The organism is Hymenobacter lucidus (genome assembly GCF_020447265.1).
Classification (GTDB): Bacteria; Bacteroidota; Bacteroidia; order Cytophagales; family Hymenobacteraceae; genus Hymenobacter; species Hymenobacter lucidus.
Genome location: NZ_JAJADR010000001.1, coordinates 558,244 through 581,694, shown reverse-complemented (window position 1 = coordinate 581,694; position 23,451 = coordinate 558,244). Strand labels below are relative to the sequence as shown.

Below are 23,451 nucleotides of genomic sequence, written 5' to 3'. Positions count from 1 at the left end.
CAGTAGTACAGCGTTAGAGCAAAACAAAAGCCCCCCAAGTTACGCACAAACAGTATGGAAGATATAGTGGTTCTTTACGCCCGGTTTCAGCACTGCACGGCCGTCAGCACCGACTCGCGGCAGGACCAGGCGGGCACTTTATTCTTCGCCCTGAACGGTCCTTCGTTCCGGGGCCGCGACTTCGCCGCCCAGGCCCTGGCCAAAGGCGCGCGCTACGCCGTGGTGGACGACGCCGAGCTGGCCGCCTCAGCCCCCGACCACTACACCTACGCCCCCGACCCACTGCTGGCGCTGCAGGAGCTGGCCCATTACCACCGGCAGCAGCTGGCCATTCCGGTTATCGGCATCACGGGCTCCAACGGCAAAACCACGACCAAGGAACTGGTACACGCCGTACTCAGCCGCCGCTACGCTGTGCAGTACACGCGCGGCAACCTCAACAACCACATTGGCGTGCCGCTCACGCTGCTCAGCATCCGAGAAGGACAGCACGAGCTGGCCATCGTAGAAATGGGAGCCAACCACCAGGGCGAAATCGAGTTGCTGAGCCGGCTGGCCGAGCCCACTCACGGGCTTATTACCAACATTGGCAAGGCGCATCTGGAAGGCTTTGGCGGCCTGGAAGGCATTGCGAAGGGCAAAAGTGAGCTGTGGCGGTTTCTGGCCGCTACCGGCGGCACGGCCTTCGTGAATACGGCCGATGCCCAGCTCCCGACCCTGGCTGCCGCCGTGCCGCAGCGCATCACCTATCCCAGCACTACCGATACCTATCCCGCCGAGCTGCTGGCAGCGGCGCCCAACGTGGTGCTGCGCCTCTTCGATGGCACGGTGGTAGAAGCCCAGATTACGGGTAGCTATAATTTCCTGAACCTGGCCGCCGCCGCTGCCGTGGGGGCGCATTTCGGGGTACCAGCGGCCGACATAGCCGCCGCCCTGGCCGGCTACGCGCCCACCAACAACCGTTCCCAGCTGGTGCAGACGGGCCGCAACGAGGTAATTCTGGACGCTTATAACGCTAACCCGTCGTCGATGGCCGTGGCCCTGGCTAGCTTCGGCGCCCGGCCCGACACCCCCGAAAAGGTGGTTATTCTGGGCGACATGTTTGAACTGGGCACCGAAAGCACCGCCGAGCACCGCGCCCTGGGCGAGCTGCTGGCCACCCAAGAGTTTGGCACTGTGCTGCTGGTGGGCCCCGATATGCAGCACGCCGCTCTGCGCCCCGAATTTCGTCACTTCCCCACCAAAGCCGAAGCGGCCCAATGGTTGGAAGCGCACCCGCTCACGGGCCGGCAAATCCTGATTAAAGGCTCCCGCGGTATGGGCCTGGAAACCCTGCTGCCGTTGGTGTAAGGCATGGCTTTGAGCAGGAGGCACGTCATGCTTCGGCTGCCATCTTGTTTGATCTGCCACAAAGAAGGCCGCCGGAATAAAATCCGGCGGCCTTCTTTGTCTTTTACCCAAAGCAAAAGTGGCTATTCAAACGGCGTGTCAAAGTCGGCCAATAGCGGCAGCACCCGGTCTTTGTCTGATACTAGCGGCTCGGCAATACCCCAGTCGATGCCCAGAGTGGGGTCATTCCAGCGCAGGCCACCTTCCGAACCGGGATTGTAGTAGTCGGTGCACTTGTAGAGAAATAGCGTATTGTCTTCCAGGGCCATGAAGCCGTGGGCAAAGCCGGTAGGCACATAGAGCATGTTGCAGCGCCGCGAATCGAGTTCTACTGCTACGTGCTGCCCGTAGGTGGGGGAAGAGCGGCGCAGATCCACTACCACATCCAGCACCCGGCCGGTGGCTACGCGCACCAGCTTGGCCTGGCTGTAGGGTGGACGCTGAAAGTGCAGCCCGCGCAGTACGCCCACGCTCGAGCTGGACTGATTGTCCTGTACCCAGTCGCCGACGGCCCCGGCTTCCTGCATAATACGGGCACTGAACGACTCAAAAAATGCGCCGCGGGCATCGCCAAATACCCGAGGAGTAAACTCAATTACGCCAGCCAGAGCGTGGTGCTTAATTTCCATTTAGGGAGAGATGTTGTATAGAGTGTGCCTTGTACGGAGCACTAAGGGTCAGGTTAAAACAATCTGCTAGCGTGCGGCCGGGCCCACGGCTTCCACAATGCGCAGGTACTTATCCAGCACGATCTGCTCGTCGAATTTCTGCTCGGCCAGCTGGCGGCCGGCCTTGCCCATGGCTTCGAGTCCGGCGGTGGGCAGGCGCTGCACGGCCAGCATTTTGGCGGCCAGATCGGCCGCGTCGCGCACTTGGCAGAGCAGGCCGTTGTGGCCATCCACCACCGTTTCGCGGCAGCCGGGCACGTCGGTCGTTACGATGGGCTTACCCATAGCGGCGGCTTCAAGCAGGGTCTTGGGCGTGCCTTCGCGGTACGAGGGCAGCACTACGCAATCGGCCAAGTGAATGTGCTCGGCCACGTTGTCGGAAGTGCCCAGGTACTCGATGTTACCGGCCTTGAGCCATTCCTCGAACACGGCGCGCTTCACCCCGATATTGCCCGACTCATCGACGCCGCCCAGCAGCTGTACTCGAGTGCCGGGCATGGCTTCGCGCACGATACGGGCGGCTTCGAAGTATTCCTCCACGCCTTTTTCGTAGAGCACCCGCGCAATCATCAGGAAGGTGAAGGGTTCGTGGCGTACAAACTCCTTGGCCGGCCGAAACCGAGCCGTATCTACGCCGGAGCCGGGCAGCAGATCGGTAATATCGGGCTGCACCAAGCCGTGCTGCAGAAACAGCTGCCGGTCGTCGCCGTTTTGAAAAAACACGCGTTTCGGAAAGCGGAAGGCAAAACGGTAGAGGCCCAGCGCCACCTTGCTCACCAGATTCTGCACGATAAATACCGTACCCAACCCCGACACGTTATTCACGCTCGGAATACCGGCCAGCTTGGCGGCCAGCGTGCCGTAAATGTTGGGCTTGATGGTATACTGGAGCACCACATCAGGCTTTTCGCGGCGGTAAATGGTGTAGAAACGGCGCGTGAGCTGGGCGTCCTTGAGCGGGTTGGTGCCCTTGTTTTCCATCAGAATCGGCACGTAGCGGCAGCCCAGCTCGGTTTCGAGCCGCTCGGAATAGGCATCGGGCGGGGCAATAGCCAACACTTCGTGCCCGGCTGCCTGCAAGGCCTTAACCAGGCTCCGCCGGAAGTTCCAGATATTCCAGGACGTATTAATAACAATGGCAACGCGCATAGGCCAAACTCAGGTTTAAGGGTCGCAAAGGTAGTAGGTCGGGTAGCGGGAATTGCAAAAAATAAGCGGCGGACTGCCTCTCTGGGTTACGTACCTTCGTCCTTATGATTCGCTTTGCCTCTTTTCTTTTGCCGGCGGCCGCGCTGCTCGTGCTGGCCGGCGCCTGCCAGCACGCCGACCCCGCGCAGAATACCGAAACCGCCGCCGCTGCCACCAGCCTGGATTTGCCCGGGAAAGCCTTATACACGCAAAACTGCGCCGTATGCCACGGCGCCGACGGCAAGAAGGGCCTGAATGGCGCCCACGACCTGACCAAAAGCAACCTGAATACGGCCGGCCGCGTGTATATGGTAACCCAGGGCCTGGGCAAGATGCCCGGCTTTAAAACCCAGCTCACGGACGAGCAGATTTATCAGGTCGTGGAATACTCTCTCACGCTGAAATAAGCCTCGTTTGCGGGGCTCTTCTACCCGGCCCGCCGGCTTTTCATTTCCACCCGCCTCTTTTCTGAATTATGGCTAATAAACCCGCCTCCAAAGGCCGCAAGCCCGGCAATAGCACCCGCCACGTGGGGGCCACCGATGGCGTAAAAGGCCGCGCCGGCCGCATTCTGGCCAAAGCCAACGACAACGGTACTTACGATACGGCCAACGAGCAGGAAACCGCCGTGCTGGTGGCCGTGCCCGATAAGCGCCAACCCGAAGCCCAAACCAACGAATACCTCGACGAGCTGGAATTCCTGGCCGAAACCGCCGGGGCCGAAGTCACCAAACGCTTCGTGCAGCGCCTCGACCGGCCCGATATCCGCACCTTCGTGGGCGAGGGTAAGCTGGCCGAAATTAAGGCCTACGTGCAGCATACCAAATCCAGCATGGTCATTTTCGACGATGACCTTTCGCCTTCCCAGCTGCGCAACCTCGAAGCTGAGCTGCAGGTCAAAATCGTGGACCGCTCCCTGCTCATCATCGACATCTTTGCCCGCCGCGCCAAATCGGCCACGGCCCGGGCCCAGGTGGAGCTGGCCCAGTACCAGTACCTGCTGCCCCGCCTCACGGGTTTGTGGAGTCACTTAGATAAGCAGCGCGGCGGTGGCGTGAGCCAGCGCGGACCGGGGGAAACCGAAATCGAAACCGACCGGCGTGTGGTGCGCGACCGGATAGCCTTCCTCAAGGAAAAGCTCAAAGACCTCGACAAGCAGAGCTTTACCCAGCGCAAGGCCCGCGGCGGCATGGTGCGCGTGGCCCTGGTGGGCTACACCAACGTGGGCAAAAGCACGATTATGAACCTGCTGAGCCGCTCCGACGTGTTTGCTGAGAACAAGCTCTTCGCCACCGTCGACTCCACGGTGCGCAAAGTGGTGCTCGATACGGTGCCCTTTCTGCTCTCCGACACCGTTGGGTTTATCCGCAAGCTGCCCACCCGCCTCATTGAGAGCTTCAAAAGCACGCTCGACGAAATCCGGGAAGCCGATCTGCTGGTGCACGTCGTGGATATTTCGCACCCTTCCTTTGAGGAGCAGATTGAAGTGGTTAACAACACGCTCAAGGAAATTGACGCCGCCGATAAGCCCATGCTACTGGTTTTCAACAAGATTGACCAGTACAGCCACGAAAGCACCGAGTACCACGCCGATTTTGAGGGAATGAACCCCGACGAGGACGCCGTGCCCCGCCTCACGCTGGAGCAGATGCAGGCCACCTACATGGCTAAGATGCACGACCCGGTTATCTTTATTTCGGCCCAGGAGCGCCAGAATATCGACGAGCTACGGGCATTGCTGGTGCGTCACGTAGCCACGCTACAGGCCCAGCGCTACCCCACCCAAGCCTACGACGAGGCCGAATAGCCACGCTTGGCGCCTACCATTTTTCTGATCAACGCCCGGACGCTACGTTCGGGCGTTTTTTTATGTGTAACCATATTAAATCAGTAGCAGTATAAGGCGGTTGCTCGTTTTTATCCTTTTCGGAGCAAATAGCAATATTCGAATAGCGAAACCGGAATGGCTAACAAACTATTTTCAATTATTTTTCACCTTGTTTAATATTGAATCCCCCTCAAAACGGCGTTTAATTCAACATTTGTTATTATTTCAACCAATATATTGAATTAACTATAATATAAATTTACAGCCATGCAGCATTGCATTACATAATAATTTCAATAGCTTGGAATCCTCGATTCTCTTTTCCACAATCCAAACCCAATCAACCTCTCCCCCATGAAAAAAAACTTTTACGCCGTTGCTCTGGCTTGCCTGGGCTTAGCTTCTTTCTCAGCCCAGGCGCAGGACCAGCGCATGATAGCCATTGACCACTCGCCGCTCGCCGCAACCACGCGTGAGTGTGCTACTATGGAAGCCCTGGCGGCCCAGATGGCCGCCGACCCGAGCCTGGCCCAGCGCATGGCCGATGTGGAGAAGCACACGGCCCAAGTGCTGGCTAACCCTACCGCCAAACGGACAAACGCCATTGTAACCATTCCGGTGGTAGTACACGTGGTATACAACACGGCTGCCCAAAACGTAACCGATGCCCAGATCAATGCCCAGATCAAGGTATTAAACGATGACTTTGCCAAGGCCAACGCCGATGCCAACCTGGTTCCGGCAGCTTTTGCCGGCGTGGCCGCTGGTACCAACGTGCGGTTTGTACTGGCTAAGCGCAGCCCCACCGGCGCAGCTACCACGGGCATCGTTCGAGTGTCGACCAAGACCCGCTCGTTCAGCAGCAATGATTTTGTGAAATACTCGAGCAAAGGTGGCAGCAATGCCTGGCCCGCCAGCCAGTACCTGAACCTGTGGCTTTGCAACCTGGGCCAGGGCCTGCTGGGCTACGCCCAGTTTCCCGGCGGTGCCGCGGCTACCGATGGCGTAGTTTGCCTGTATTCGTCGGTACCCGGCGGCACGGCCAGCAACTACAACAAAGGCCGCACGGCTACCCACGAAGTAGGCCACTGGCTGAACCTGCGCCACATCTGGGGTGATGCCAGCTGCGGCAATGACCTGGTATCGGATACGCCAACCCAGCAAACCAGCAATGGCGGCTGCCCAACCTTCCCCCACGTAACCTGCGGCAACCAGGGTGACATGTCAATGAACTACATGGACTACACTTATGATGCCTGCATGTACATGTTCACCGGCGGTCAGTCGGCCCGCATGGATGCCTTGTTCACCTCGGGTGGCACGCGCGCCTCGCTCATTTCCTCCCTCGGCGGCACCGCTCCCCGCCTGGTTGCGGCCAGCACTTTGGGGGCAGCTTCGGAGGCGGCCCTCTATCCTAACCCTGCCACTTCGCTGCTGAATGTGAGCCTGCCACAAACGACGGCTACTAACGGTTGGGAAGTAAAAGTATATGACCTACGCGGCTACGAAATGAAGCAGGCCAGCTACAATGGTCAGGGTCAGGTATCGGTAGGTCGACTCCCCAAAGGCCTGTACCAGATGACGCTGTCCGACGGCAAGCAAACCATCCGTCAGCGCTTCGAAAAGCAATAAAACTCTATCTTAGCAGCGCTGGCAGTTGTTGCAGCAGCTGCTGGTTTTCTGATCTAGGATCTGAACTTCACTCACCGGAAAAGCCTACCGATATCGGTGGGCTTTTCTTTTTTTGTCCAATTCCGGTCAAACGCTGGAATAATCCAATTATCTGTACCTACACGGCTTGGCTGACTTTATTACAATATTCACCAATTAATACCGCGCTACGTTGAGCATAACGAAATGTTTCAGCTAAAAAATTATAGATTTTATATCATATCGAATTATTCCTGTCAAAATATTCAATACATTGGCACCCTCGTTCTCCTTTCCACAACCAAATCTTTCCATTTCACATGAAAAAAACCTTTTACGCAGTAGCCTTGGCTTGTCTAGGCCTCGGGTTAACTTCTGAAGCCCTCGCACAAAAGGCGTTGACCAAACGCCAGTGCGCTACCATGGAAGCATTGCAGGCCCAGATGGCGGCCGATCCATCCCTGGCGCAGCGCATGGGCGATATCGAAAGCCGAACCCGTCAGTTTGAAGCCAATTCAACGGCACAGCGTGCTACGGCCCTCACCGGCACCATCCCGGTAGTGGTTCACGTTATTTACAGCAACGCCAACGAAAACATTTCGGACGCCCAGATTCAGTCGCAGATTGCCGTTCTGAACGAAGACTTCCGCAAGCTTAACTCCGACGTGAGCAAAACGCCGGCGGCTTTCGCCGGCCTCGCCGCCGATGCCGGCCTGCAGTTTGTGCTGGCCAAGCGCGACCCCAACGGCAACGCCACTACGGGTATCGAGCGTAAATCGAGCACCAAGACGACCTGGGGCACGGCTGATGCCATGAAAAGCACCAGCACGGGTGGCCTGAACGCCTGGCCCGCTACCCAGTACCTGAATCTGTGGGTGTGCAACATCGGCGGTGGCATTCTGGGCTATGCTCAGTTTCCCGGCGGCGCGGCCAGCACCGATGGGGTTGTTATCGGCCCCAACTATTTCGGCCGCACGGGCTACCTGTCGGCTCCCTTCAACCTGGGCCGCACGGCTACCCACGAAGTAGGCCACTGGCTGAACCTGCGCCACATCTGGGGTGATGCCAACTGTGGCAGCGACTTGGTATCGGACACGCCGACCCAGCAGGCCGACAATGCCGGCTGCCCCTCCTTCCCCCACCGCACCTGCGGCAATACTACCAACGGTGACATGTTCATGAACTACATGGACTACACCGATGATGCCTGCATGTACATGTTCTCGACCGGCCAGAGCACCCGCATGAACGCTCTGTTTGCTTCGGGCGGCAGCCGCGCTTCGCTGCTTACCTCGCTGGGCGGCACTGCTCCCGGCACTGGCGGTGGTGGAACTACCCCCGTTACGTATTGCACCTCGAAAGGCACCAGCGTATCGTATGAGTTCATCGACTACGTGAAGCTGGGTACCATTGCCCGCACTTCGGGTGCTGATGCCGGCTACTACAACGGTACGGCTATCAGCACGTCGCTGGCAGCTGGCTCGGCACAAACCATCAGCTACAGTGCAGGTTTCACGGGCACGGCCTACTCGGAGTACTTTAAAGTGTACATCGACTACAACCAGAACGGCGTATTTACTGACGCCGGCGAACTGGTAGTAAGCTCGGCCGCCAGCAACGTGGCTACCACCCGTTCTTCGAACTTCACGGTGCCAGCCACGGCCAAATCGGGTAGCACCCGCATGCGCGTTGTCATGAGCGACGGCTCGGGTACGACCAGCTGCGGCAGCTACAGCTACGGCGAAACCGAAGATTACACCGTAACCATCACCGGTGGTGCCGCCCGCGCCACCTCAACGGCCCGCCTGGGCAGCGCTACCGAGTACTCGGTGTATCCGAACCCAGCTACCAACGTGCTGAACGTAACCGTGCCTGCCGACCGCGACGCGGCTGCCGTATCGGTAAAAGTGTACGACGTACGTGGTGCCGAAATGAAGCAGGTTCGCTTCGACAATGGTCAACTGAACGTGTCGGAACTGGCGAAGGGCGTCTATATGCTGACCATTGCCGATGGCCAGCAAGTAATGCACCAGCGCTTCGTGAAGCAATAATCCGGTAGCCGGAGCAGTAGCTAAACCTTACGTGCTGCTGCTTCCCGGCCCTGGTTTACAAGGCCCGCCCATTCCGGCGGGCCTTGTTTGTTTTCGGCCGGGCTAAGTGCGTAGTTTATTCTTCATAACCATTTGTGAAGGCCAACAGTAAAGAGGCCTGCCCACCTTCTGAACCGCTCCGTATGAAAACCCTGTACCTGATGCGCCACGCCAAATCGAGCTGGAATTTCGATGATCTGAGCGACCAGGAAAGACCCCTCAACGACCGGGGCCGCACCGATGCCCCGCGCATGGGCCAGGCCCTGGCCAAGCGCGACATTAAGCTCGACCTGCTGCTTAGCTCACCGGCCGTACGGGCCCTGAGCACGGCGGCGCTGGTAGCCAAGGAGCTGAGCTATCCGCACGACCAGATTCAGGTGCTGGAGCGCATCTACCGCGCCGAAGTGCCCGACCTGGTAGAGGTAGTGCGGCAGCTGCCCGACCCGGCCGACTCGGTGCTGCTGGTGGGCCACAACCCGACTATTACCGATTTTGCTAACGTCATTTCGCCCAGCCCGCTGAATGATCTGCCCACGGCAGCCATCGTGTGCGTGAAGTTCAGCTGCGCCAACTGGGCCGAGGTGGACCGCTCCAACGCCGAATTTTACTTCTACGACTACCCGCGCAACCAGCCCGAGTAGCCTTGCCCTGCATAACCTGGAACGGGCCGGAAACAACGAAGCACTTCGCTCCGGGTGCCCGGCTTTGCCTGTTGCCTTTGCCCCGCCTATATGGAATCACCCAAGAAAACCGCGCCGGTTCTGCTGAACCGCGAACTGAGCTGGCTTACCTTCAACGGCCGCGTGCTGCAGGAAGCCCAGAACCCGGACGTGCCACTGCTGGAGCGTCTAAAGTTTCTGGCCATTTTCTCCTCCAACCTCGACGAATACTTCAAGGTGCGGGTAGCCACGCTCCGGCGGCTGGTAAAGCTCAAGAAGAAAACCCGCGCTAAGCTGGGCGAAGACCCCGGCGAACAGCTCAAAAACCTGCTGGCCGAAGTAGGCCGGCAGCAGCAGGAATTCGGCGAGACGTTTCGCAACGGGATTCTGCCCGAGCTGCGCCGCCAGCACATTCACCTCGTATCTGAGCATGACCTGAGCGAAACCCAGCGTGAGTGGGTGCATCAGTACTTCCGCGACAAAGTGCAGGACTTACTTTCGCCCGCCATTCTGGACGATAACCTGCACCACCTGTTTCTGAAGGACCAGACAGTGTACCTGACTCTGCTGCTGAGCAAGCCGGTGAAGGAGAAAAAACACCTGGAGGATGAGCGGGTGCTCGTTATTGAGCTGCCGACCAAGCGCCACGGTGGCCGTTTTGTGGAGCTGCCCGCTGAGGGTGAAGAGCGTTACGTAATGTTCCTGGACGACGTAATACGCTGCTGCGCCGCCGAGCTGTTCCCGAAGTACCAGCACGTGGAGGTACACGCCATCAAGATTTCGCGCGACGCGGAGCTCGACATTCAGGAAGAGGTGTCGGGCAACATGATGGCCAAAATCAAGAGCAGCCTGCAGAAGCGCGAAACCGGCTACCCGGCCCGCCTCCTCTACGACCCTGCCATGCCCAAGACCGTGCTGAAAGCCGTGATGCAGAAAACCGGCATCGGTAAGGAAGAGTTGGTGGAAGGGAGCCGCTACCACAACTTCCGCGACTTTTTTGGCTTCCCCGACCTGGGCCTGCCCGAGCTGCAGTACCAGGAGCAGCCGCCTTTGCCCCACCCTACGCTACCGCGTACGGCGGGCAAAATGCTGGCCGCCATTGCCGAGCGTGACCATCTGCTGCACCTGCCCTACCAATCGTTCGACTACGTGACGCGCCTTATTTCCGAGGCCGGGGCCGATGCGCAGGTTACTAGCATCAGCATCACGCTCTACCGGGTTTCGACCAAGAGCGAAGTGGCCAAAGCCTTGCTGAAGGCAGTGAAAAACGGCAAGCAGGTAACGGTGGTCGTGGAGCTGAAAGCCCGCTTTGATGAGGAGTCGAATATGTACTGGGCCGAGAAGCTGCAAAAGGCCGGGGCCAACGTTATTTTCGGCATTCCAGAGCTGAAGGTGCATAGCAAGCTGCTGCTCATTACGCGTACCGAAGAAGACCAGAACCGCCTCTATGCCTACTTCAGCACCGGCAACTTCAACGAGGTTACCAGCCGCATCTACGCCGACCATGGCCTGTTTACGGCCGACCCGCGCCTGACGCGGGAGGCCGCCGAGGTGTTCCGCTACTTCCACGACCGGCAGCCCAAAACCGGCTTCGAGCATTTGCTGGTGGCTCCCTTTGAACTGCGCGACAAGCTGAACGCGCTGATTGACAAGGAAATCAAGCACGCTAAGGCGGGCAAGGATGCGTATATCATTCTAAAGCTGAACGCGCTACAGGACGACCGGATGATTCATAAGCTTTACGAGGCCAGTGAGGCCGGCGTGAAAATCGAGCTGCTCATCCGGGGCATTTCGTGCCTGATACCGCAGCTGGCAGGGCAAAGCACCAACATCCAGCAGCGCGGCATGGTAGACCGGTACCTGGAGCACGCCCGGGTGTACGTATTCGGCAACAACGGCCACGAGAAAGTGTACGTGGCCTCCTCCGACTGGATGGCCCGCAACCTGGACCGCCGCGTGGAAGTGGCCTTCCCGATTCTCAACGACGAGCTACGGGCCGAGGTACGCCACCTGTTGGATTTGCAGCGCCAGGACAATGTAAAGTCGCGCGATTATCACAACAACTTTATCGGCCAGGACGACCCGAATGCCAAGCCCATCCGGGCCCAGTTTGAAACCTACGAGTACCTGCGCAAGCTGAGCAACCGGCGGAAAAAAGCCCCGGCCAAAAACTAAAGACCTGCCGAGCAAGCACACGAAAAAAGCCAGCTTCCCTTCCGGAAAAGCTGGCTTTTTTGCGAGTGGCTGTACCCCTGGCAGCTACTTTTTCAGAAACTTGCGCGGCGGCACGATAAATAGCTCGACGCTGGCGTAGGGAGCATTGGCCAGCTTGCTGTCGATAATTTTGATACGGTTGTTGTTGGTGCGGTCGAAGGCATCGAAGGCATAGTTGTAGCGGTAGCCGCCTTCCAGGCCAAACCAGAGGAAGTCATAGATTTCCCGCTCCCAGCGCAGCCGGCCCTTCACTTCGGTTTCACGCAGTTCCAGCGAGTTGAGGGTGGCGCCTTCGTAGCGTAGCGGAGTGCGCAGCTTCACGATGTAATTAAGGCCATCGACGGAGTAGCCGGCGAAGAACAGCGACTTAGGCGAGGCATTGTAGCGGACCGTGACGCGGGCCGGAAACAGGGCCTCCACACCCCAGCGCGGGTTGAAAGTGCGGTTGTAGAGTAAAGCCGGATACGGGCTGAAGCGGCCGAAGGTGTAGCCCAGCTGCACGCCCACGCCCCACGAAAAGGTGGGACTGCGCTTCCAGCCGTACAGGAACTCCGACGATACCCGCAGGTAGTCCGACACGTTCAGCTCGGAGGACGTGTAGTCGCCGCTCAGCTCGCCCTTCACCCGGAAAATGTACCAGTTGGTTTCATTCACGGGCCGAATAACGGCCAGCTGCGCACCCAGAGTTTTGAGACCTTTGTCTTCGATGTTGTCGTAGAGCTCGTAGCCGGTAGGCCGGTCCTGAAACTGGAACTCTTCCCGCTCATAATTGATGCCCAGAATCAGCTTGAGGTGCGGATTATTGAGCATCGGAATGTAGCCCTTAATCATCAGGCGGGCGTTCTTGGTGGCCTGTGTGTTGAAATCTTTGAGGCCTACCTTCTGCGCGTCGGACGAAACATTGAACCGCGGCACCCGCTCGTAATGGAAAACAAGCCCTTTGCTGGGGCCCTGTCCAACTACCGAAGGCGTGGCGAATTCCTGGCTGCGGCCTACCTGGTCGGCGGCGGCGGTATCGGTGGCAACAGGAGCAGGGCGCGGAAATACGCGGGGAGTGGGCGTCACCTGCCCGTGGGCAGTGAGGGCCGCGCCGCTTAGGCCGGTAAGCAGCAGGCAGCGACGTAGCGCAGCCGAAACCGGCAGATGGTAGCGAGTCTTCATGAAGGGCGGTAAAAGCGCGAGGAGCTTTCGGCCGGAGCCGAATACCCGGTTCTAAACGTGACTAAGCGAAAAAGGATGGGTGAAAAACCGCAACAATGTGCCCGAAAAAACCGGCTGCGAAAACGCCCCGAACAAACCTGCCGGGGCAAGCTGCTCGGGGCGCTGCATACGAAGTGGGTTAGGCTAAAACAGGAAGTCGAAACCAACGAAAACCAGCCGCTCCTCCCCCACCGAATAGGTAGCATTAATAACGGCCTGCTTCAGCACATCGACCCACACGCCGCCACCGAAGCCGGTATGGAAGGCATCGAGGCCTGAGCGGGTATCGTACTGCGAAAACACGCGGCCAGCATCGGCCAGACCCAGAATACCGAACTTGCCGGGCACCAGGTAGGCGTTGAAGCTGAAGAGTTGCAAACGGGCTTCGGCGTTGGCATACACGGTGCTGCGGCCCGCGTAGCGCGTGCGGCGGTAGCCGCGCAGGTTGGTGGTGCCGCCCAACGTGTTAGCCTGATAGAAGCGGTAGTCGCCCCAGTTGCGGGCGGCCCCGATGCGGCCGGCCCAGGTGAGCTGGAACGGGAAGTTGGGGCTCAGGTAAAAGCGGAATTCGGAGGTAATGCGGCCAAAATTGAGCTGCTCGGCATTCAGCTGGTAGTTCTGCTGCACCTCGTTATACCAGCGCAGGCCGATACGCGGATTCTTGGGCGAGCTGGCCGCGTCGATGTTCAGGTAGGCTCGGCCGCCGAGGTAGCGGTTCATACCAAAATCGGAGGAACGAATGCCCACGGCGGCCGTGCCCGGTTTGCCGTTTCTATTTTCGTCAAGGCCAGCATCAATCTGGCTACCAATGGGGTTGCGCTCTACATGGAACTGGTCGTACTGCGGACCGATGCCCACTTTCAGGAAGCTGAATACATCTTGCTCCAGCACCGGCGAAATGTAAAGGCGGGAGAAGCGCACCCGGTAGGTGTCGTTGATGTCGCGGTTGCGCACCCGGTCGTCATCATCGTCCTCGGTCAGAATGTTCACCGAGTTGTTGCCCTCACCGAAGTAATTGTAGAGCAGCTGCGGGCCGTAGAGTTGAGCATTCACGCGCAGGTCGTACTTACCAAACATATCCACAAAGTGCCCCAGATAGCGCACATTGTAGGCTTTCTGGGAGGGCGAGTAGTTGGCCGCCAGCGTCTGCTCAGTAGCGTAGGGCGTGCGCCGAAACGCGTAGGTGCGGTAGGTAGCGCCGCCACCGATGAAGAGCCGGTCGTCGATGTTGTAGCCGAAGTACAGAGACGGGCCGAAATAGTTCAGACTATAGTCTTTGCGGTCGGTGCGGGGGTGGGTATCGTACTGGCTTACGTCGATGCCGGGCTCCAGGCGCAGCCGGGCTTCCTTGCCGGCGTTGATGACGTTGCCGGTGTCGGCGTCGTAAATCTGAGTTTTGTGGCGCAGGCCACCCACGCGGGAGTTGTCGGTAATCGAGTCCCGGTCGGTGCCGCCGATGATGCGCACCACCGAGCCGCCTTTTGAGCTGCCGGACACGTTGTAGATGTCGTTGCCGGAGAAGCCGTAGAGGCGGATTTCCTTGGTTTCCTTGTCGAAGGTCTTATCGAACAGGGTTTTGGTCAGCTGACCTTCCTTGTTGATCTTGGTCACCTTCACGCGGGTTTTCTCATCGGCCAGGCGCTCTACCTCAAACTTCTCGCGCTTCGAGCTGCCCTTCACTTCCACCAGGTTGTTGAGCGTGGCGTAGTAGTCGGCGGCCAGCTTCGGCAGCAAGTCGCGGCGACTCTTCAGCTTAGCCACGATTTCGGCCCCGTGCAGGTCGTATATTTCTTGGGGCCACTGGGTTTTGAAGGCCTTTTCGATTTCGGCGTCGGTCAGGTCGGCCTTCATCTTCTCGGCCGTTTTCACCCAGTCTTCCTTGGTTACCGAGGCCAGGAATACCCGGTCGTTGGCCAAGGCCGTCAGGTTGAGGCCTTTGTAGTCGGCGTAGTCGTAGCCGAAGTTCTGAAAGTTGCGGATGGCCCACTTGCGCGAGGCCAGGTAAGGCAGCAGCCCGTCGCCCTTGAAGAAGGCAATGTCGCGGTCTTCGGGTACGGCCGTAAACTTCCGGTCCCCGTCCTTGTCCTTGGTTTCAGCCCAGCGCCACTGGTCTTCGTGCCGGTCCCAGTCGCCGATCCACATATCGAAGAGGCGAGAGCGGGCAAAGGCTTTTTCGTTGACGCGGTTGTCGTTGTCGTCGATGAGGCGCTCCATCACCTTGTCGGTGCCCACCAGGTTTTCGGCGTTGCCCAGGGAAGCCACGTTGCTCTGGTCGTCCTTGGCGTCTTCCTCAATCATGGCCGGCGTGTTCGAAAACCGCTCGTAGTACTGGCCCAGCAAGGGGTCCTGGGGAATGAACACCGGCTGCGGATTGGTGTGCAGAATGCCGGCCGTGGTGCCCAGCACCGCCACCGGAAACGCGCCAAACGGGTGTTGGGCCGAAATCTGGTCCTGCAGAATATCCTTGGCGGCGCCTTCGCGCAGGGCCTCGGGCAGCACGGCGGCGGGGTCCTTGTTGAGGCCGCGCAGGGTGTAGTTGCGGCCTTCCTCGTTGCGCACCTTCAGCGAGGCTGTCTGCTTGCCGCCCCCGATTTTGTAGGGTTCCAGACCGCCGCGCTCGGTGGCCATATCCAGCACCGGAAAGGTCACGGGTGTGGCCCACTCCTTGCGGTAATGCTCGCCGAAGAGGAAGCGGTGGAATTTGCCCCGCTCGTTGTAGTCCTTATTTACGGCCAGCGTGATGCTACTGTCGCGGTAATTGGGCCGCTTCACGTTCTTCACTTCCTGAATGACGGCGACTTCCTTGGTTTCCTTGGCGTAGAGCGGGGTGCGAAACACCAGCCGGCCCGATTCGCCCTTGTCGTTCGGAATCCAGAACTCGGTCCAGACCTCGCCGTTGTCATAGTAGTTCACGCGCGACCAGCCTTTTTCCTTGTCGGAGAAGATGGCGTCGCCGCTTTTACCGGAGCGTACGTGCTGGGTTTTGCAGCCCGAGCCGCTCACGATTTCGTGCGTAGCGCCCACCTTGAAATACTGCAGGTTGTGCTCGTGGCCGGCGGCGTAGATGATGTTGGGGTACTTGTCGAAAATCTCCATCAGGCCCTTCTTGTAGGCCTGGTACATGGGGTGGGCAATGTCCTGGCTTACCCCGCCGTATTTGCGGGCAAACGGATACACCGAGCCAATAATAGGCAGCGGCAGAAACGCGTACTTATACACAATGGACAGCGGGAAGAAGTGGTCGGCCAGGGTGAAGTAGCCACCATGAATACCATCCGAAAACAGCGGGTGGTGCGCAATAACCATGATATTGCGGTTCTGGTTGCGCTGAATGATGTCCTCAATCTGGGTGAAGAAGTCAGTTTCGTTGGCCACGCCGCAGCCGCTGTTGCCGCCGTAGGGCCGCTCGCCGCTGGTTTGCAGAAACCACTGCGAGTTGATGGCAATCATCAGAATATCGTCCTGCAAACGCACCTCGAACGGGCCGGGACAGGCGTCGCGCGGAATGAAAAAGTCGCCGGTAAAGGGAAAGGCGGCCGAGTCGCTGGTCAGATAGTTTTCCACGAAGGCCTGCTGGCGGTTCACCTGATCTACGGCGCCGGTGAGGCCCTGCTTCCAGTCGTGGTTGCCGGGAATCATGTACTTCTCGCCGTCGTAGCCGCGCAGGCTCTCGAGCTGCCCGATCATGCGCTCCTCGGACTCCTTCCGGTCGTAGGCGCCCTCGCGGGGCATGCCGTACTCGTACACGTTGTCGCCGAGGAAGATGGTGGTGCTTTTTGAGCCAGCCTTCACGATCTGCTGGTGCAGAAAATTCAGCGACGGTTCGCCGCCGTCGGCTTTCTTGACGGGCTTGCCCACGTCGCCGATCAGGAAAATGGAATAGCGGATGCGGCTGCTGTCGGGCGGGGTTTTGCTTTCCCAGTTTTCGCCGCCGTGGTTATAGTTGGGCCGGGTAGGGTGAGCAGTTTGGGTCTTTTGGGCAACGGCAGCAGGCAGGCCACTGAGCAGGAGCAGCAGGCAGCTGAGCAGGAAAGGTCTTCTCATATAGAAGCAAATGAACGTAAAAGCGGCGCGGCAGATGTGGAAAGAGGCGACGGGCAAGGGCGATACTACCCGAAAAAAGCCGTAAACTACTGCATACGGCCCCGCGCACCGGGTGTTGACCGGCTGTGGGCTGCCCTACGCAATCTATAGCGCCACGGTTGGGCTGGCGGCCGGCAAAAACTTCGCTCTGCAATTCGCGTTCTAAGCCAGTTGGGAGCTGGCCGCCTACCGCTGACCGGCTCTATTCTACTTCCCCCGCATGGAAACCACTGAGACTCTTAAACCGGCTAAAGCCGAAATACTAAAGAAAGCCAAGGCTTACATTACGGCTTTCTTCGAGGAAAAATTGCCCAAATCCCTCGTTTACCACTCCCTTAAGCACACGGCGGCCACCGTGAAGGAAGCCAAGGCCCTGGGCGAAGCCAGCGAGCTGAGCGCCGAAGACCTGGAGGCGCTGGTGCTGGCCGCCTGGTTTCACGACGCGGGCTATACCGAGGTCTACGACGGCCATGAGTACCGCAGCATGGAACTGGCCGGGCAGTGGCTGCAAAGCCAGGGCTACCCCGCCGACCGGATCAGCGTTATTAAGGACACCATCCGGGCCACGCACCGCGACGAATCGGCCAAGACCGAGCTGCAGCAGCTGCTGGTAGATGCCGATATGAGCAGCATGGGCCGGGAAGAGTTTTTTGCCAACGGCGAACTGCTGCGGGCCGAGTGGGAAACGGTGCTGGGCAAAAGCTACGACAGCGTGGAGTGGGCCGAAACCCAGCTCGACTTTCTGCTCTCGTCCAAGTTTCTGACCGATGCGGCCAAGGACCGCTACAAAGAGCAGTTCAAGGAAAACATCAAGGACCAACGCAAGCTGCTCAAGAAAACCGAGAAGAAGAAGAAAAAGCGCGAGCAGGAAGAGCAGGGCAATTTTGCCGAGGGCAAGCGGGGCGTCGAAACGATGTTCCGGACCACTTACAGCAACCACATCAAGCTCTCCGACATGGCCGATAAAAAGGCCAGTATGATGATTAGCCTCAACGCGGTGATTATGTCGGTCATCATTACCTACCTCGGGGCCAAAACCACGGCCATCGGGCCGGCTTTCACCCGCAACCCCATCCTGACGGTGCCCATGGGCATTCTGCTGGCTACGGCCCTGGGCTCGGTGGTATCGGCCATTCTCTCGGCCCAGCCCGACGTGACGAGCTTCAAGTGGCTCAAGAAAAGCCCGCAGGTAGCCACCAACCGCCGCGTAAACCTGCTTTTCTTCGGCAACTTCACCAAGCTCAGCCTCGACGATTTCCAGAGCGGCATGACGGGCCTGATGCGCAACAAGGACAACCTTTACACCAACATGGTGACGGACATTTACTACCTGGGCGAGGTGCTGGCCCGCAAGTACCGGCTGCTGCGCATCAGCTACACCATATTCATGGTGGGCCTCATTCTCACGGTGCTGTCGTTTGGTATCGTGCTGCTCTACAAGTCGTAGTATTAGGTTTCTATCTATCAAAAAGGCCCGCCGGTGCTACCAGCGGGCCTTTTTGATTTTTAGCAGAACATTGCCGTAAGACCGTCATTCTTCAATAAGCTCGGAATGAAGTTCTTTTTCCAATAGCCTCACCCCTTGCCACTCTCCTGTTGCCGGCGCTTCATCCGCTCACAGAGCCGCACCAGCCGGGCCAGCGACTCGCCCATAAACCGGCGCATGCGCTGGCGCTGGCCAAAGCGAATCAGGGGGCGGGGGCTGGCAATGTAGCCATAGCGGAATTCCAACGTCACCAGGCAGGAGTCCGCATCCACGGCTTCGATAAAGCAGAAGAGAAACGAGTTGGGAAACAGCCGGAACAGCGAAATTTTCTCGACGTACTCAATCCGGTCGGTATCCTCGAAGCGTTGCACGGTCTGGAAGTCAATCTGCCCGCGGTTGAGCTTCACCTTGTAGCTGGTGCCCAGCCGGCCGGCCTTGGTCAGGTCGTAGGCTACTTCGCTCACGCCGGGCATCCAGTGGGCCCGCAGCCGGAAGTTGCTCAGCACGCGCAGGGCGTAGGTAGCCGGCACGCGCACGGTGCGCATCACCTTCAGGGCATTGCCTTCCACGCGGCGCGGAGCCCCGTTTTCGCCCGGGGCTGTATCCTGTAGCAGCTCGCGCAGGGGCGAGAGGTAGGCGTAGCGGTAGCAGATTTCGCCCAGGTAGTCGTAGAGGCAGGTGCCGCGCAGCAGGCGCGTCCAGGTGAAGCTGCGGGCCACCTCGGCGGCCGGCTGGGTGTGCAGGTAGCCGTCGGAAAGCAGGATGTACTCGTTGCCGGTCACGTTGTTTTTCAGCAGCCGATGCACCACGATGACGTCGCGCCCCATGAGCTTAGTAAACTGCCGGATTTGGGCCACGCTCACCTGCCCGAAATGCACGATGATCTTGATGGTCAAATCGTGGGCGCGCAGGGCAGCACTCAGCTCCGAGTCCAGGTCGCGCTCCACCAGTCGAACGTAGTTCTGAAAGTCGAGGAAGATGCGCCGGCACTGCGTCACGACTTCCTGCACCGTGGGCGGCGGCCCGAGCCGGTAAAACAGAATGGCGTCGCCCTGAATTTCACTGACTTCCATATTCAGCGTGTTGGCCTCAATCAGGATTTCCAGCAGGTCGGCAATGAGTTGCGGGGCCAGTGCGCTGCCCGACTCCTGAATGAATCGTGTGAAGCCGCTGATGTCGGGAATGAACAGCAGGGCGGGTACCATGCCATCATCGGCGGCCGTAACCGCAGCGGCGGCGGGCCGGCGGCCGGCGGCCCGCCGGGCGGCCCGCATTTCATCCAGTAAGCCCATACAAAAACCAGGAATAACGCAGTAGTGAGGTTAGCAGCCTATACGCAGGCCGTCGCGAAGCAGGTTTGGGCAGTGCATTGCTTTCCCGTTACCTTTGTCGTAAAGCTACGTTACCTGGCTGCGTAGTTCAACGGATAGAATAGGCGTTTCCTAAACGCTTGATATGGGTTCGATTCCCGTCGCGGCTACCACAATCCCACTTCTGCTCCGGAAGTGGGATTTTTCTTTGTTGCAGGTCCGGCTGCGGCTCTTCGCCAGCCCTTTTCGCCCACTTTTATCTACAGCTCCTGCTGCCGACCAATTGCCAGAGTATCGGTGCTGCCCGGGAAGGAAGGTGGCTGTATGTAAGCGACGTACAGGCTACGCTCTTCAACGCCCTGGGACAGGCCGTGCTTCGCCAGCAAGCAGCTCTGCCAGCCAGTAGTAACCGCTTTGAAGTGCAAACTGCGGGACTGGCCACCGGCGTTTACATACTCCGCCTGCAGAGAGGCAGCACCACGCTCGTCAAACGCGTCGTTCTGCAGTAAAGCCCTGACATAGGGCCAGGGCTCTACGCACTTTGGCGGAGGCGCTGTTGTAGCGCACAATGAATCTGCCAGTTATTCTTTTTATCTGTTACCCCAAAGCTCGTATCCGCTCAGCAGGATATGGGCTTTCTGGTTTAACTCCCTGCTTTCTGAGGCACCTCACTTGTGCACTGATTTCTACCCAATAAGAGAAGCGCTGGCCTTTTTTAAAGAGCCGATTAGCTGGTTAACCGCGCAAAAAAAGACGTACAACGACTGGTCGAACAGCTCAACAACTAACTAGTACGAATACAGTATACTGAGATACCACTGCCTGTAGAGTTGCTACCGGCCATACCGAGCGTAGCTCACCAACCGTCAAAAGGCTCTTTCCCGCCACCGACATCACACTGCCGGGCATTCCCTACATAAACCTAGTTGTATTGCTTTAATGCTACCCATTAGTGAAGATGTATTGGTGCAGCGGCTCTACGCCCGGGATGAGGCGGCCATGACCCTGTTTTACGACAAATACGGCCGTATCCTGTATAACGTCATTCTGCGCATTGTACGCAATGAAGACCAGGCGGAAGATGCGCTTCAGGAAAGCATGGTGAAGATCTGGTATTCCTTTGCCTCCTATGATGCCAAGCGCGGCCGCCTTTTCACGTGGGTTTTGAACGTCTGCCGCAACGCGGCCATTGACCACATCCGTACCCGGCACTACCACGAAGGCCAGAAAACCCAGCCCTTGGAAAATAGCGCGGCCTGCTACCAGCTGGCTGCTTCCGGCTTTCAGCCCGAGCACGTGGGCTTGCGCGACCTGGTAATGGCCCTGAAGCCCAACGACCGTAAGATTATTGACCTGCTCTATTTTGGCGGTTTTACTCAGGCTGAGGTAGCCGATGAGTTGCAGCTGCCGCTGGGCACCGTTAAAACCCGCGCCCGGGCCGCTATGCACGCCTTGGCCAAGGCCGCCCGCTAGTTTTTTTCGAAGTCTGGCTGCCCGACGTAGGCCGCCGCTACGTAAGAGGCTCGCTCTTTTCTGCGGGCCGCAACTGGGTCTGGCACCTTATAATTATCTACTGTTCTGCTTAGCTGACGGGCTTTTTCTGGCTACATATAGAATATATTCAAGGTTGCTATGCGCTTAAAGCAGAAATAATAGCTAAACAGAATTGTTTTTAATCATTCTATTTTAGCACATTTAGGGCCTCGTTAGCAATTATTGGGCTGCCCTTTCTTCGTGAAGACAGCCGTAAGCTGCTAATCGAGGACGTCGTTGAGTGGCTGATTCAGGAGTTCTAGGCAGCACTGCTGGGCTCGTAGGGTTAGCCATTTCGTGACACTCCGCCCCTGCTGCCCCTATTGCCACTACTGTATCTATTTGTAGCGAATGCCGCTCTGAGTGCCACTAGGCAGCCAGCTAGCTTTGTATTTCCTGCCTGTAAGGCTTTTTCTATCCACTTCCCTCTTTTTCAACAACCTCAATTATGGAACCTATTCTGGGAGAAATCCGCGCTGTCGGATTCAACTTCGCTCCGAGGAACTGGGCAATCTGCGACGGCTCGCTGCTGCAAATCCGCACGAACACCGCCCTTTTCTCCGTGCTTGGCACGCAGTTCGGCGGCGATGGTCAGAACACCTTTGCCCTGCCGGATCTGCGTGGCCGCGCCATAGTAAATGCCGGCACCGGCGCGGGCCTGAGTTCTTACCCCGTGGGCACCAAGGTCGGGCAGACCACCGTGGCGCTGGATATTGCCCAGATGCCGCTGCACACGCACATGCTGGGCAACGTGAAGGTGAATCCTACCGATCCGAATGTCAGCTCGCCTAGTCAGGCTTTCCTCAGCGACGCCAGCAAGGCCCAGTACGGGGAAACGGCGGGTGCCGATACGGCTATGGCGGCGGGCTCGGTACAGGGCTCGGGTGCCACGCTGGGCGGCTCACAGCCCCACAACAACATGCAGCCTTACCTGACCATTAACTATATCATCGCCACGCAGGGCATTTTCCCGCAGCGTCCTTAGTCCTTTCTCTTCCTTCTTCGCATTCTACTCATGGAACAATACCTCGGAGAAATTCGCATTTTCGGCGGCAACTTCGCCCCAGTCAATTGGCTGTTCTGCCAGGGCCAGCTACTCCAAATTTCAGATAACGAAGCCCTATTCACGCTGCTGGGCACCACCTACGGCGGTGATGGTCAGACCACCTTTGCCCTGCCCAATATGGCTAGCCGTGTGGCGGTTGGTCAGGGCCAGGGTCCCGGGCTGTCTGGCTACACCATCGGGCAGGTAATGGGTACGGAAAACGTAACGCTGACCTTAGCGCAGATCCCGGTGCACGCCCACCCATTCAATGGCACCTTCAACGCCATTGCGGGCGACACCGCTACCGGCCAGACCAACCCCAACGGTGCCTACTTCAGCGACCGGGGCGAGTCTGCTTATAACACCGCGCTGGGCGACACGCCCGTCGAGCTCGGCGCGGGCGCCCTCACGGGGCAGGTAACGCCGGCCGGCGGCTCTAAGCCGCACACGAACATCCAGCCAGTAACGGCCATCAACTACATCATTGCCACCGCTGGCATCTGGCCATCGCAGCCTTAGCCCCCGGTAGCAGTCTTCTCTTTTTCATTTTCTTCAATACCTCTCTATATGGACGCATTTATCGGTGAAATCCGCATGATGGGTTTCCTTTTCGCCCCCAAGGGCTGGCTGTTCTGCCAGGGCCAGTTGCTTTCTATTTCGGCCAACCAGGCCCTGTTCTCCGTGCTGGGCACCACCTACGGCGGCGATGGTCAGACCACCTTTGCCCTGCCTGATCTGCGCGGCCGCGTGGCGCTGGGCTCGGGTCAGGTACCGGGGCAGTCTGCCTATGCTACGGGCCAGAGAGGCGGTACGGAAACCGTAACGCTTGCTATGGGTGAGATGCCGAAGCATGACCACACGTTTACGGGTACCATCAAAACTGCTGCCGCCGCTGAATACCCCCAAGTAAGCCAGTCGTACCCAGCGCCCGGCACCGTCACCCAGTTTGCTGCGGGCAAGCCCAATATTACTCTGGCTACCAGCAGCCTGCCAAGCACGCTGTCGTCTGTGGGCGGCAGCCAGCCGCACGAGAACCGCCAGCCGATGGCGGTGATGAACTACGCCATTGCCACCCAGGGCTATTATCCTTCGCGCGGCTAATTGATCT

At 58.6% G+C, this 23,451-nt stretch carries 18 protein-coding genes and 1 tRNA gene; 14 read left to right on the top strand and 5 right to left on the bottom strand.

Features of this window, described 5'->3' with window-relative positions; genetic code table 11:
• Window positions 1-54 precede the first annotated feature (54 nt).
• On the top strand, window positions 55-1,350 hold the full coding sequence (locus tag LGH74_RS02440) for a UDP-N-acetylmuramoyl-tripeptide--D-alanyl-D-alanine ligase (RefSeq protein WP_226171438.1): 1,296 nt from the start codon (window positions 55-57) through the stop codon (window positions 1,348-1,350).
• A gap of 122 nt (window positions 1,351-1,472) precedes the next feature.
• On the opposite strand, the gene rfbC is transcribed toward LGH74_RS02440, so the two are convergent.
• Together rfbC and LGH74_RS02430 are read right to left on the bottom strand one after the other, a co-directional pair.
• Window positions 1,473-2,018 carry a dTDP-4-dehydrorhamnose 3,5-epimerase gene (rfbC, locus tag LGH74_RS02435; RefSeq protein WP_226171433.1) on the bottom strand — a complete coding sequence of 182 codons (546 nt, stop codon included), beginning with the start codon at window positions 2,016-2,018 and terminating at the stop codon, window positions 1,473-1,475.
• Window positions 2,019-2,084: 66 nt separating this feature from the next.
• A complete protein-coding gene (locus LGH74_RS02430) occupies window positions 2,085-3,206 on the bottom strand; it encodes a glycosyltransferase family 4 protein (protein ID WP_226171431.1) in 1,122 nt (373 codons plus the stop codon).
• 104 nt (window positions 3,207-3,310) lie between these two features.
• On the opposite strand from LGH74_RS02430, the gene LGH74_RS02425 reads away from it, so the two are divergent.
• The 6 genes from LGH74_RS02425 to ppk1 all read left to right on the top strand — a co-directional run bounded on the left by LGH74_RS02425 (window position 3,311) and on the right by ppk1 (window position 11,647).
• On the top strand, window positions 3,311-3,652 hold the full coding sequence (locus LGH74_RS02425) for a c-type cytochrome (RefSeq protein WP_226171429.1): 342 nt from the start codon (window positions 3,311-3,313) through the stop codon (window positions 3,650-3,652).
• A gap of 68 nt (window positions 3,653-3,720) precedes the next feature.
• A complete protein-coding gene (gene hflX, locus LGH74_RS02420) occupies window positions 3,721-5,052 on the top strand; it encodes a GTPase HflX (RefSeq protein WP_226171427.1) in 1,332 nt (443 codons plus the stop codon).
• Between the two features lie 375 nt (window positions 5,053-5,427).
• On the top strand, window positions 5,428-6,705 hold the full coding sequence (locus LGH74_RS02415) for a M43 family zinc metalloprotease (protein WP_226171417.1): 1,278 nt from the start codon (window positions 5,428-5,430) through the stop codon (window positions 6,703-6,705).
• A 440-nt stretch (window positions 6,706-7,145) separates the two neighbouring features.
• Complete coding sequence (locus tag LGH74_RS02410; RefSeq protein WP_226171404.1) at window positions 7,146-8,774, top strand: GEVED domain-containing protein; 1,629 nt, start codon at window positions 7,146-7,148, stop codon at window positions 8,772-8,774.
• Window positions 8,775-8,956: 182 nt separating this feature from the next.
• On the top strand, window positions 8,957-9,454 hold the full coding sequence (locus tag LGH74_RS02405) for a SixA phosphatase family protein (RefSeq protein WP_226171400.1): 498 nt from the start codon (window positions 8,957-8,959) through the stop codon (window positions 9,452-9,454).
• 90 nt (window positions 9,455-9,544) lie between these two features.
• The gene (gene ppk1, locus LGH74_RS02400; protein WP_226171397.1) at window positions 9,545-11,647 is read left to right on the top strand and encodes a polyphosphate kinase 1; all 2,103 of its coding nucleotides are present in this window, start codon (window positions 9,545-9,547) and stop codon (window positions 11,645-11,647) included.
• A gap of 84 nt (window positions 11,648-11,731) precedes the next feature.
• Here ppk1 and LGH74_RS02395 read toward each other — a convergent pair whose 3' ends face one another.
• Together LGH74_RS02395 and LGH74_RS02390 are read right to left on the bottom strand one after the other, a co-directional pair.
• On the bottom strand, window positions 11,732-12,847 hold the full coding sequence (locus LGH74_RS02395) for a DUF6268 family outer membrane beta-barrel protein (RefSeq protein WP_226171394.1): 1,116 nt from the start codon (window positions 12,845-12,847) through the stop codon (window positions 11,732-11,734).
• Window positions 12,848-13,030: 183 nt separating this feature from the next.
• Window positions 13,031-16,930 (bottom strand): metallophosphoesterase, encoded by a 3,900-nt coding sequence (locus LGH74_RS02390; RefSeq protein WP_226171391.1) that lies wholly within the window; start codon window positions 16,928-16,930, stop codon window positions 13,031-13,033.
• A gap of 259 nt (window positions 16,931-17,189) precedes the next feature.
• On the opposite strand from LGH74_RS02390, the gene LGH74_RS02385 reads away from it, so the two are divergent.
• Window positions 17,190-18,416, top strand: coding sequence for a Pycsar system effector family protein (locus LGH74_RS02385; protein ID WP_226171374.1), 1,227 nt, complete (start codon window positions 17,190-17,192; stop codon window positions 18,414-18,416).
• A 128-nt stretch (window positions 18,417-18,544) separates the two neighbouring features.
• On the opposite strand, the gene LGH74_RS02380 is transcribed toward LGH74_RS02385, so the two are convergent.
• Window positions 18,545-19,747 carry a DUF2652 domain-containing protein gene (locus LGH74_RS02380; protein WP_226171372.1) on the bottom strand — a complete coding sequence of 401 codons (1,203 nt, stop codon included), beginning with the start codon at window positions 19,745-19,747 and terminating at the stop codon, window positions 18,545-18,547.
• A gap of 116 nt (window positions 19,748-19,863) precedes the next feature.
• Here LGH74_RS02380 and LGH74_RS02375 point away from each other — a divergent pair.
• From LGH74_RS02375 to LGH74_RS02350, 6 genes are all read left to right on the top strand, one after another.
• A tRNA-Arg gene (locus LGH74_RS02375) sits at window positions 19,864-19,938 on the top strand.
• The gene (locus LGH74_RS25175) at window positions 19,906-20,274 is read left to right on the top strand and encodes a T9SS type A sorting domain-containing protein (protein ID WP_226171370.1); all 369 of its coding nucleotides are present in this window, start codon (window positions 19,906-19,908) and stop codon (window positions 20,272-20,274) included. The genes LGH74_RS02375 and LGH74_RS25175 overlap by 33 nt, the downstream gene beginning before the upstream one ends.
• A gap of 430 nt (window positions 20,275-20,704) precedes the next feature.
• Entirely contained in the window at window positions 20,705-21,238 is a 534-nt protein-coding gene (locus tag LGH74_RS02365) for an RNA polymerase sigma factor (protein ID WP_226171368.1), read from the top strand.
• Between the two features lie 508 nt (window positions 21,239-21,746).
• Window positions 21,747-22,283: a phage tail protein gene (locus LGH74_RS02360; RefSeq protein WP_226171366.1), complete on the top strand. Its 537-nt coding sequence runs from the start codon at window positions 21,747-21,749 to the stop codon at window positions 22,281-22,283.
• A 30-nt stretch (window positions 22,284-22,313) separates the two neighbouring features.
• Window positions 22,314-22,862: a phage tail protein gene (locus LGH74_RS02355; protein ID WP_226171364.1), complete on the top strand. Its 549-nt coding sequence runs from the start codon at window positions 22,314-22,316 to the stop codon at window positions 22,860-22,862.
• Window positions 22,863-22,910: 48 nt separating this feature from the next.
• A complete protein-coding gene (locus LGH74_RS02350; protein WP_226171347.1) occupies window positions 22,911-23,444 on the top strand; it encodes a phage tail protein in 534 nt (177 codons plus the stop codon).
• Window positions 23,445-23,451 lie beyond the last annotated feature (7 nt).

What these genes read in the sequence shown, in the direction of transcription:
- ppk1 (WP_226171397.1), top strand. Translation starts at nt 9,545, where the DNA reads ATGGAATCACCCAAGAAAACCGCGCCGGTTCTGCTGAACCGCGAACTG.
- LGH74_RS02350 (WP_226171347.1), top strand. Translation starts at nt 22,911, where the DNA reads ATGGACGCATTTATCGGTGAAATCCGCATGATGGGTTTCCTTTTCGCC.
- LGH74_RS02365 (WP_226171368.1), top strand. Translation starts at nt 20,705, where the DNA reads ATGCTACCCATTAGTGAAGATGTATTGGTGCAGCGGCTCTACGCCCGG.
- LGH74_RS02395 (WP_226171394.1), bottom strand. Translation starts at nt 12,847, where the DNA reads ATGAAGACTCGCTACCATCTGCCGGTTTCGGCTGCGCTACGTCGCTGC.
- LGH74_RS02440 (WP_226171438.1), top strand. Translation starts at nt 55, where the DNA reads ATGGAAGATATAGTGGTTCTTTACGCCCGGTTTCAGCACTGCACGGCC.
- rfbC (WP_226171433.1), bottom strand. Translation starts at nt 2,018, where the DNA reads ATGGAAATTAAGCACCACGCTCTGGCTGGCGTAATTGAGTTTACTCCT.
- LGH74_RS02385 (WP_226171374.1), top strand. Translation starts at nt 17,190, where the DNA reads ATGGAAACCACTGAGACTCTTAAACCGGCTAAAGCCGAAATACTAAAG.
- LGH74_RS02415 (WP_226171417.1), top strand. Translation starts at nt 5,428, where the DNA reads ATGAAAAAAAACTTTTACGCCGTTGCTCTGGCTTGCCTGGGCTTAGCT.
- hflX (WP_226171427.1), top strand. Translation starts at nt 3,721, where the DNA reads ATGGCTAATAAACCCGCCTCCAAAGGCCGCAAGCCCGGCAATAGCACC.
- LGH74_RS02430 (WP_226171431.1), bottom strand. Translation starts at nt 3,206, where the DNA reads ATGCGCGTTGCCATTGTTATTAATACGTCCTGGAATATCTGGAACTTC.
- LGH74_RS02355 (WP_226171364.1), top strand. Translation starts at nt 22,314, where the DNA reads ATGGAACAATACCTCGGAGAAATTCGCATTTTCGGCGGCAACTTCGCC.
- LGH74_RS02380 (WP_226171372.1), bottom strand. Translation starts at nt 19,747, where the DNA reads ATGGGCTTACTGGATGAAATGCGGGCCGCCCGGCGGGCCGCCGGCCGC.
- LGH74_RS02405 (WP_226171400.1), top strand. Translation starts at nt 8,957, where the DNA reads ATGAAAACCCTGTACCTGATGCGCCACGCCAAATCGAGCTGGAATTTC.
- LGH74_RS02410 (WP_226171404.1), top strand. Translation starts at nt 7,146, where the DNA reads ATGGAAGCATTGCAGGCCCAGATGGCGGCCGATCCATCCCTGGCGCAG.
- LGH74_RS02390 (WP_226171391.1), bottom strand. Translation starts at nt 16,930, where the DNA reads ATGAGAAGACCTTTCCTGCTCAGCTGCCTGCTGCTCCTGCTCAGTGGC.
- LGH74_RS02360 (WP_226171366.1), top strand. Translation starts at nt 21,747, where the DNA reads ATGGAACCTATTCTGGGAGAAATCCGCGCTGTCGGATTCAACTTCGCT.
- LGH74_RS02425 (WP_226171429.1), top strand. Translation starts at nt 3,311, where the DNA reads ATGATTCGCTTTGCCTCTTTTCTTTTGCCGGCGGCCGCGCTGCTCGTG.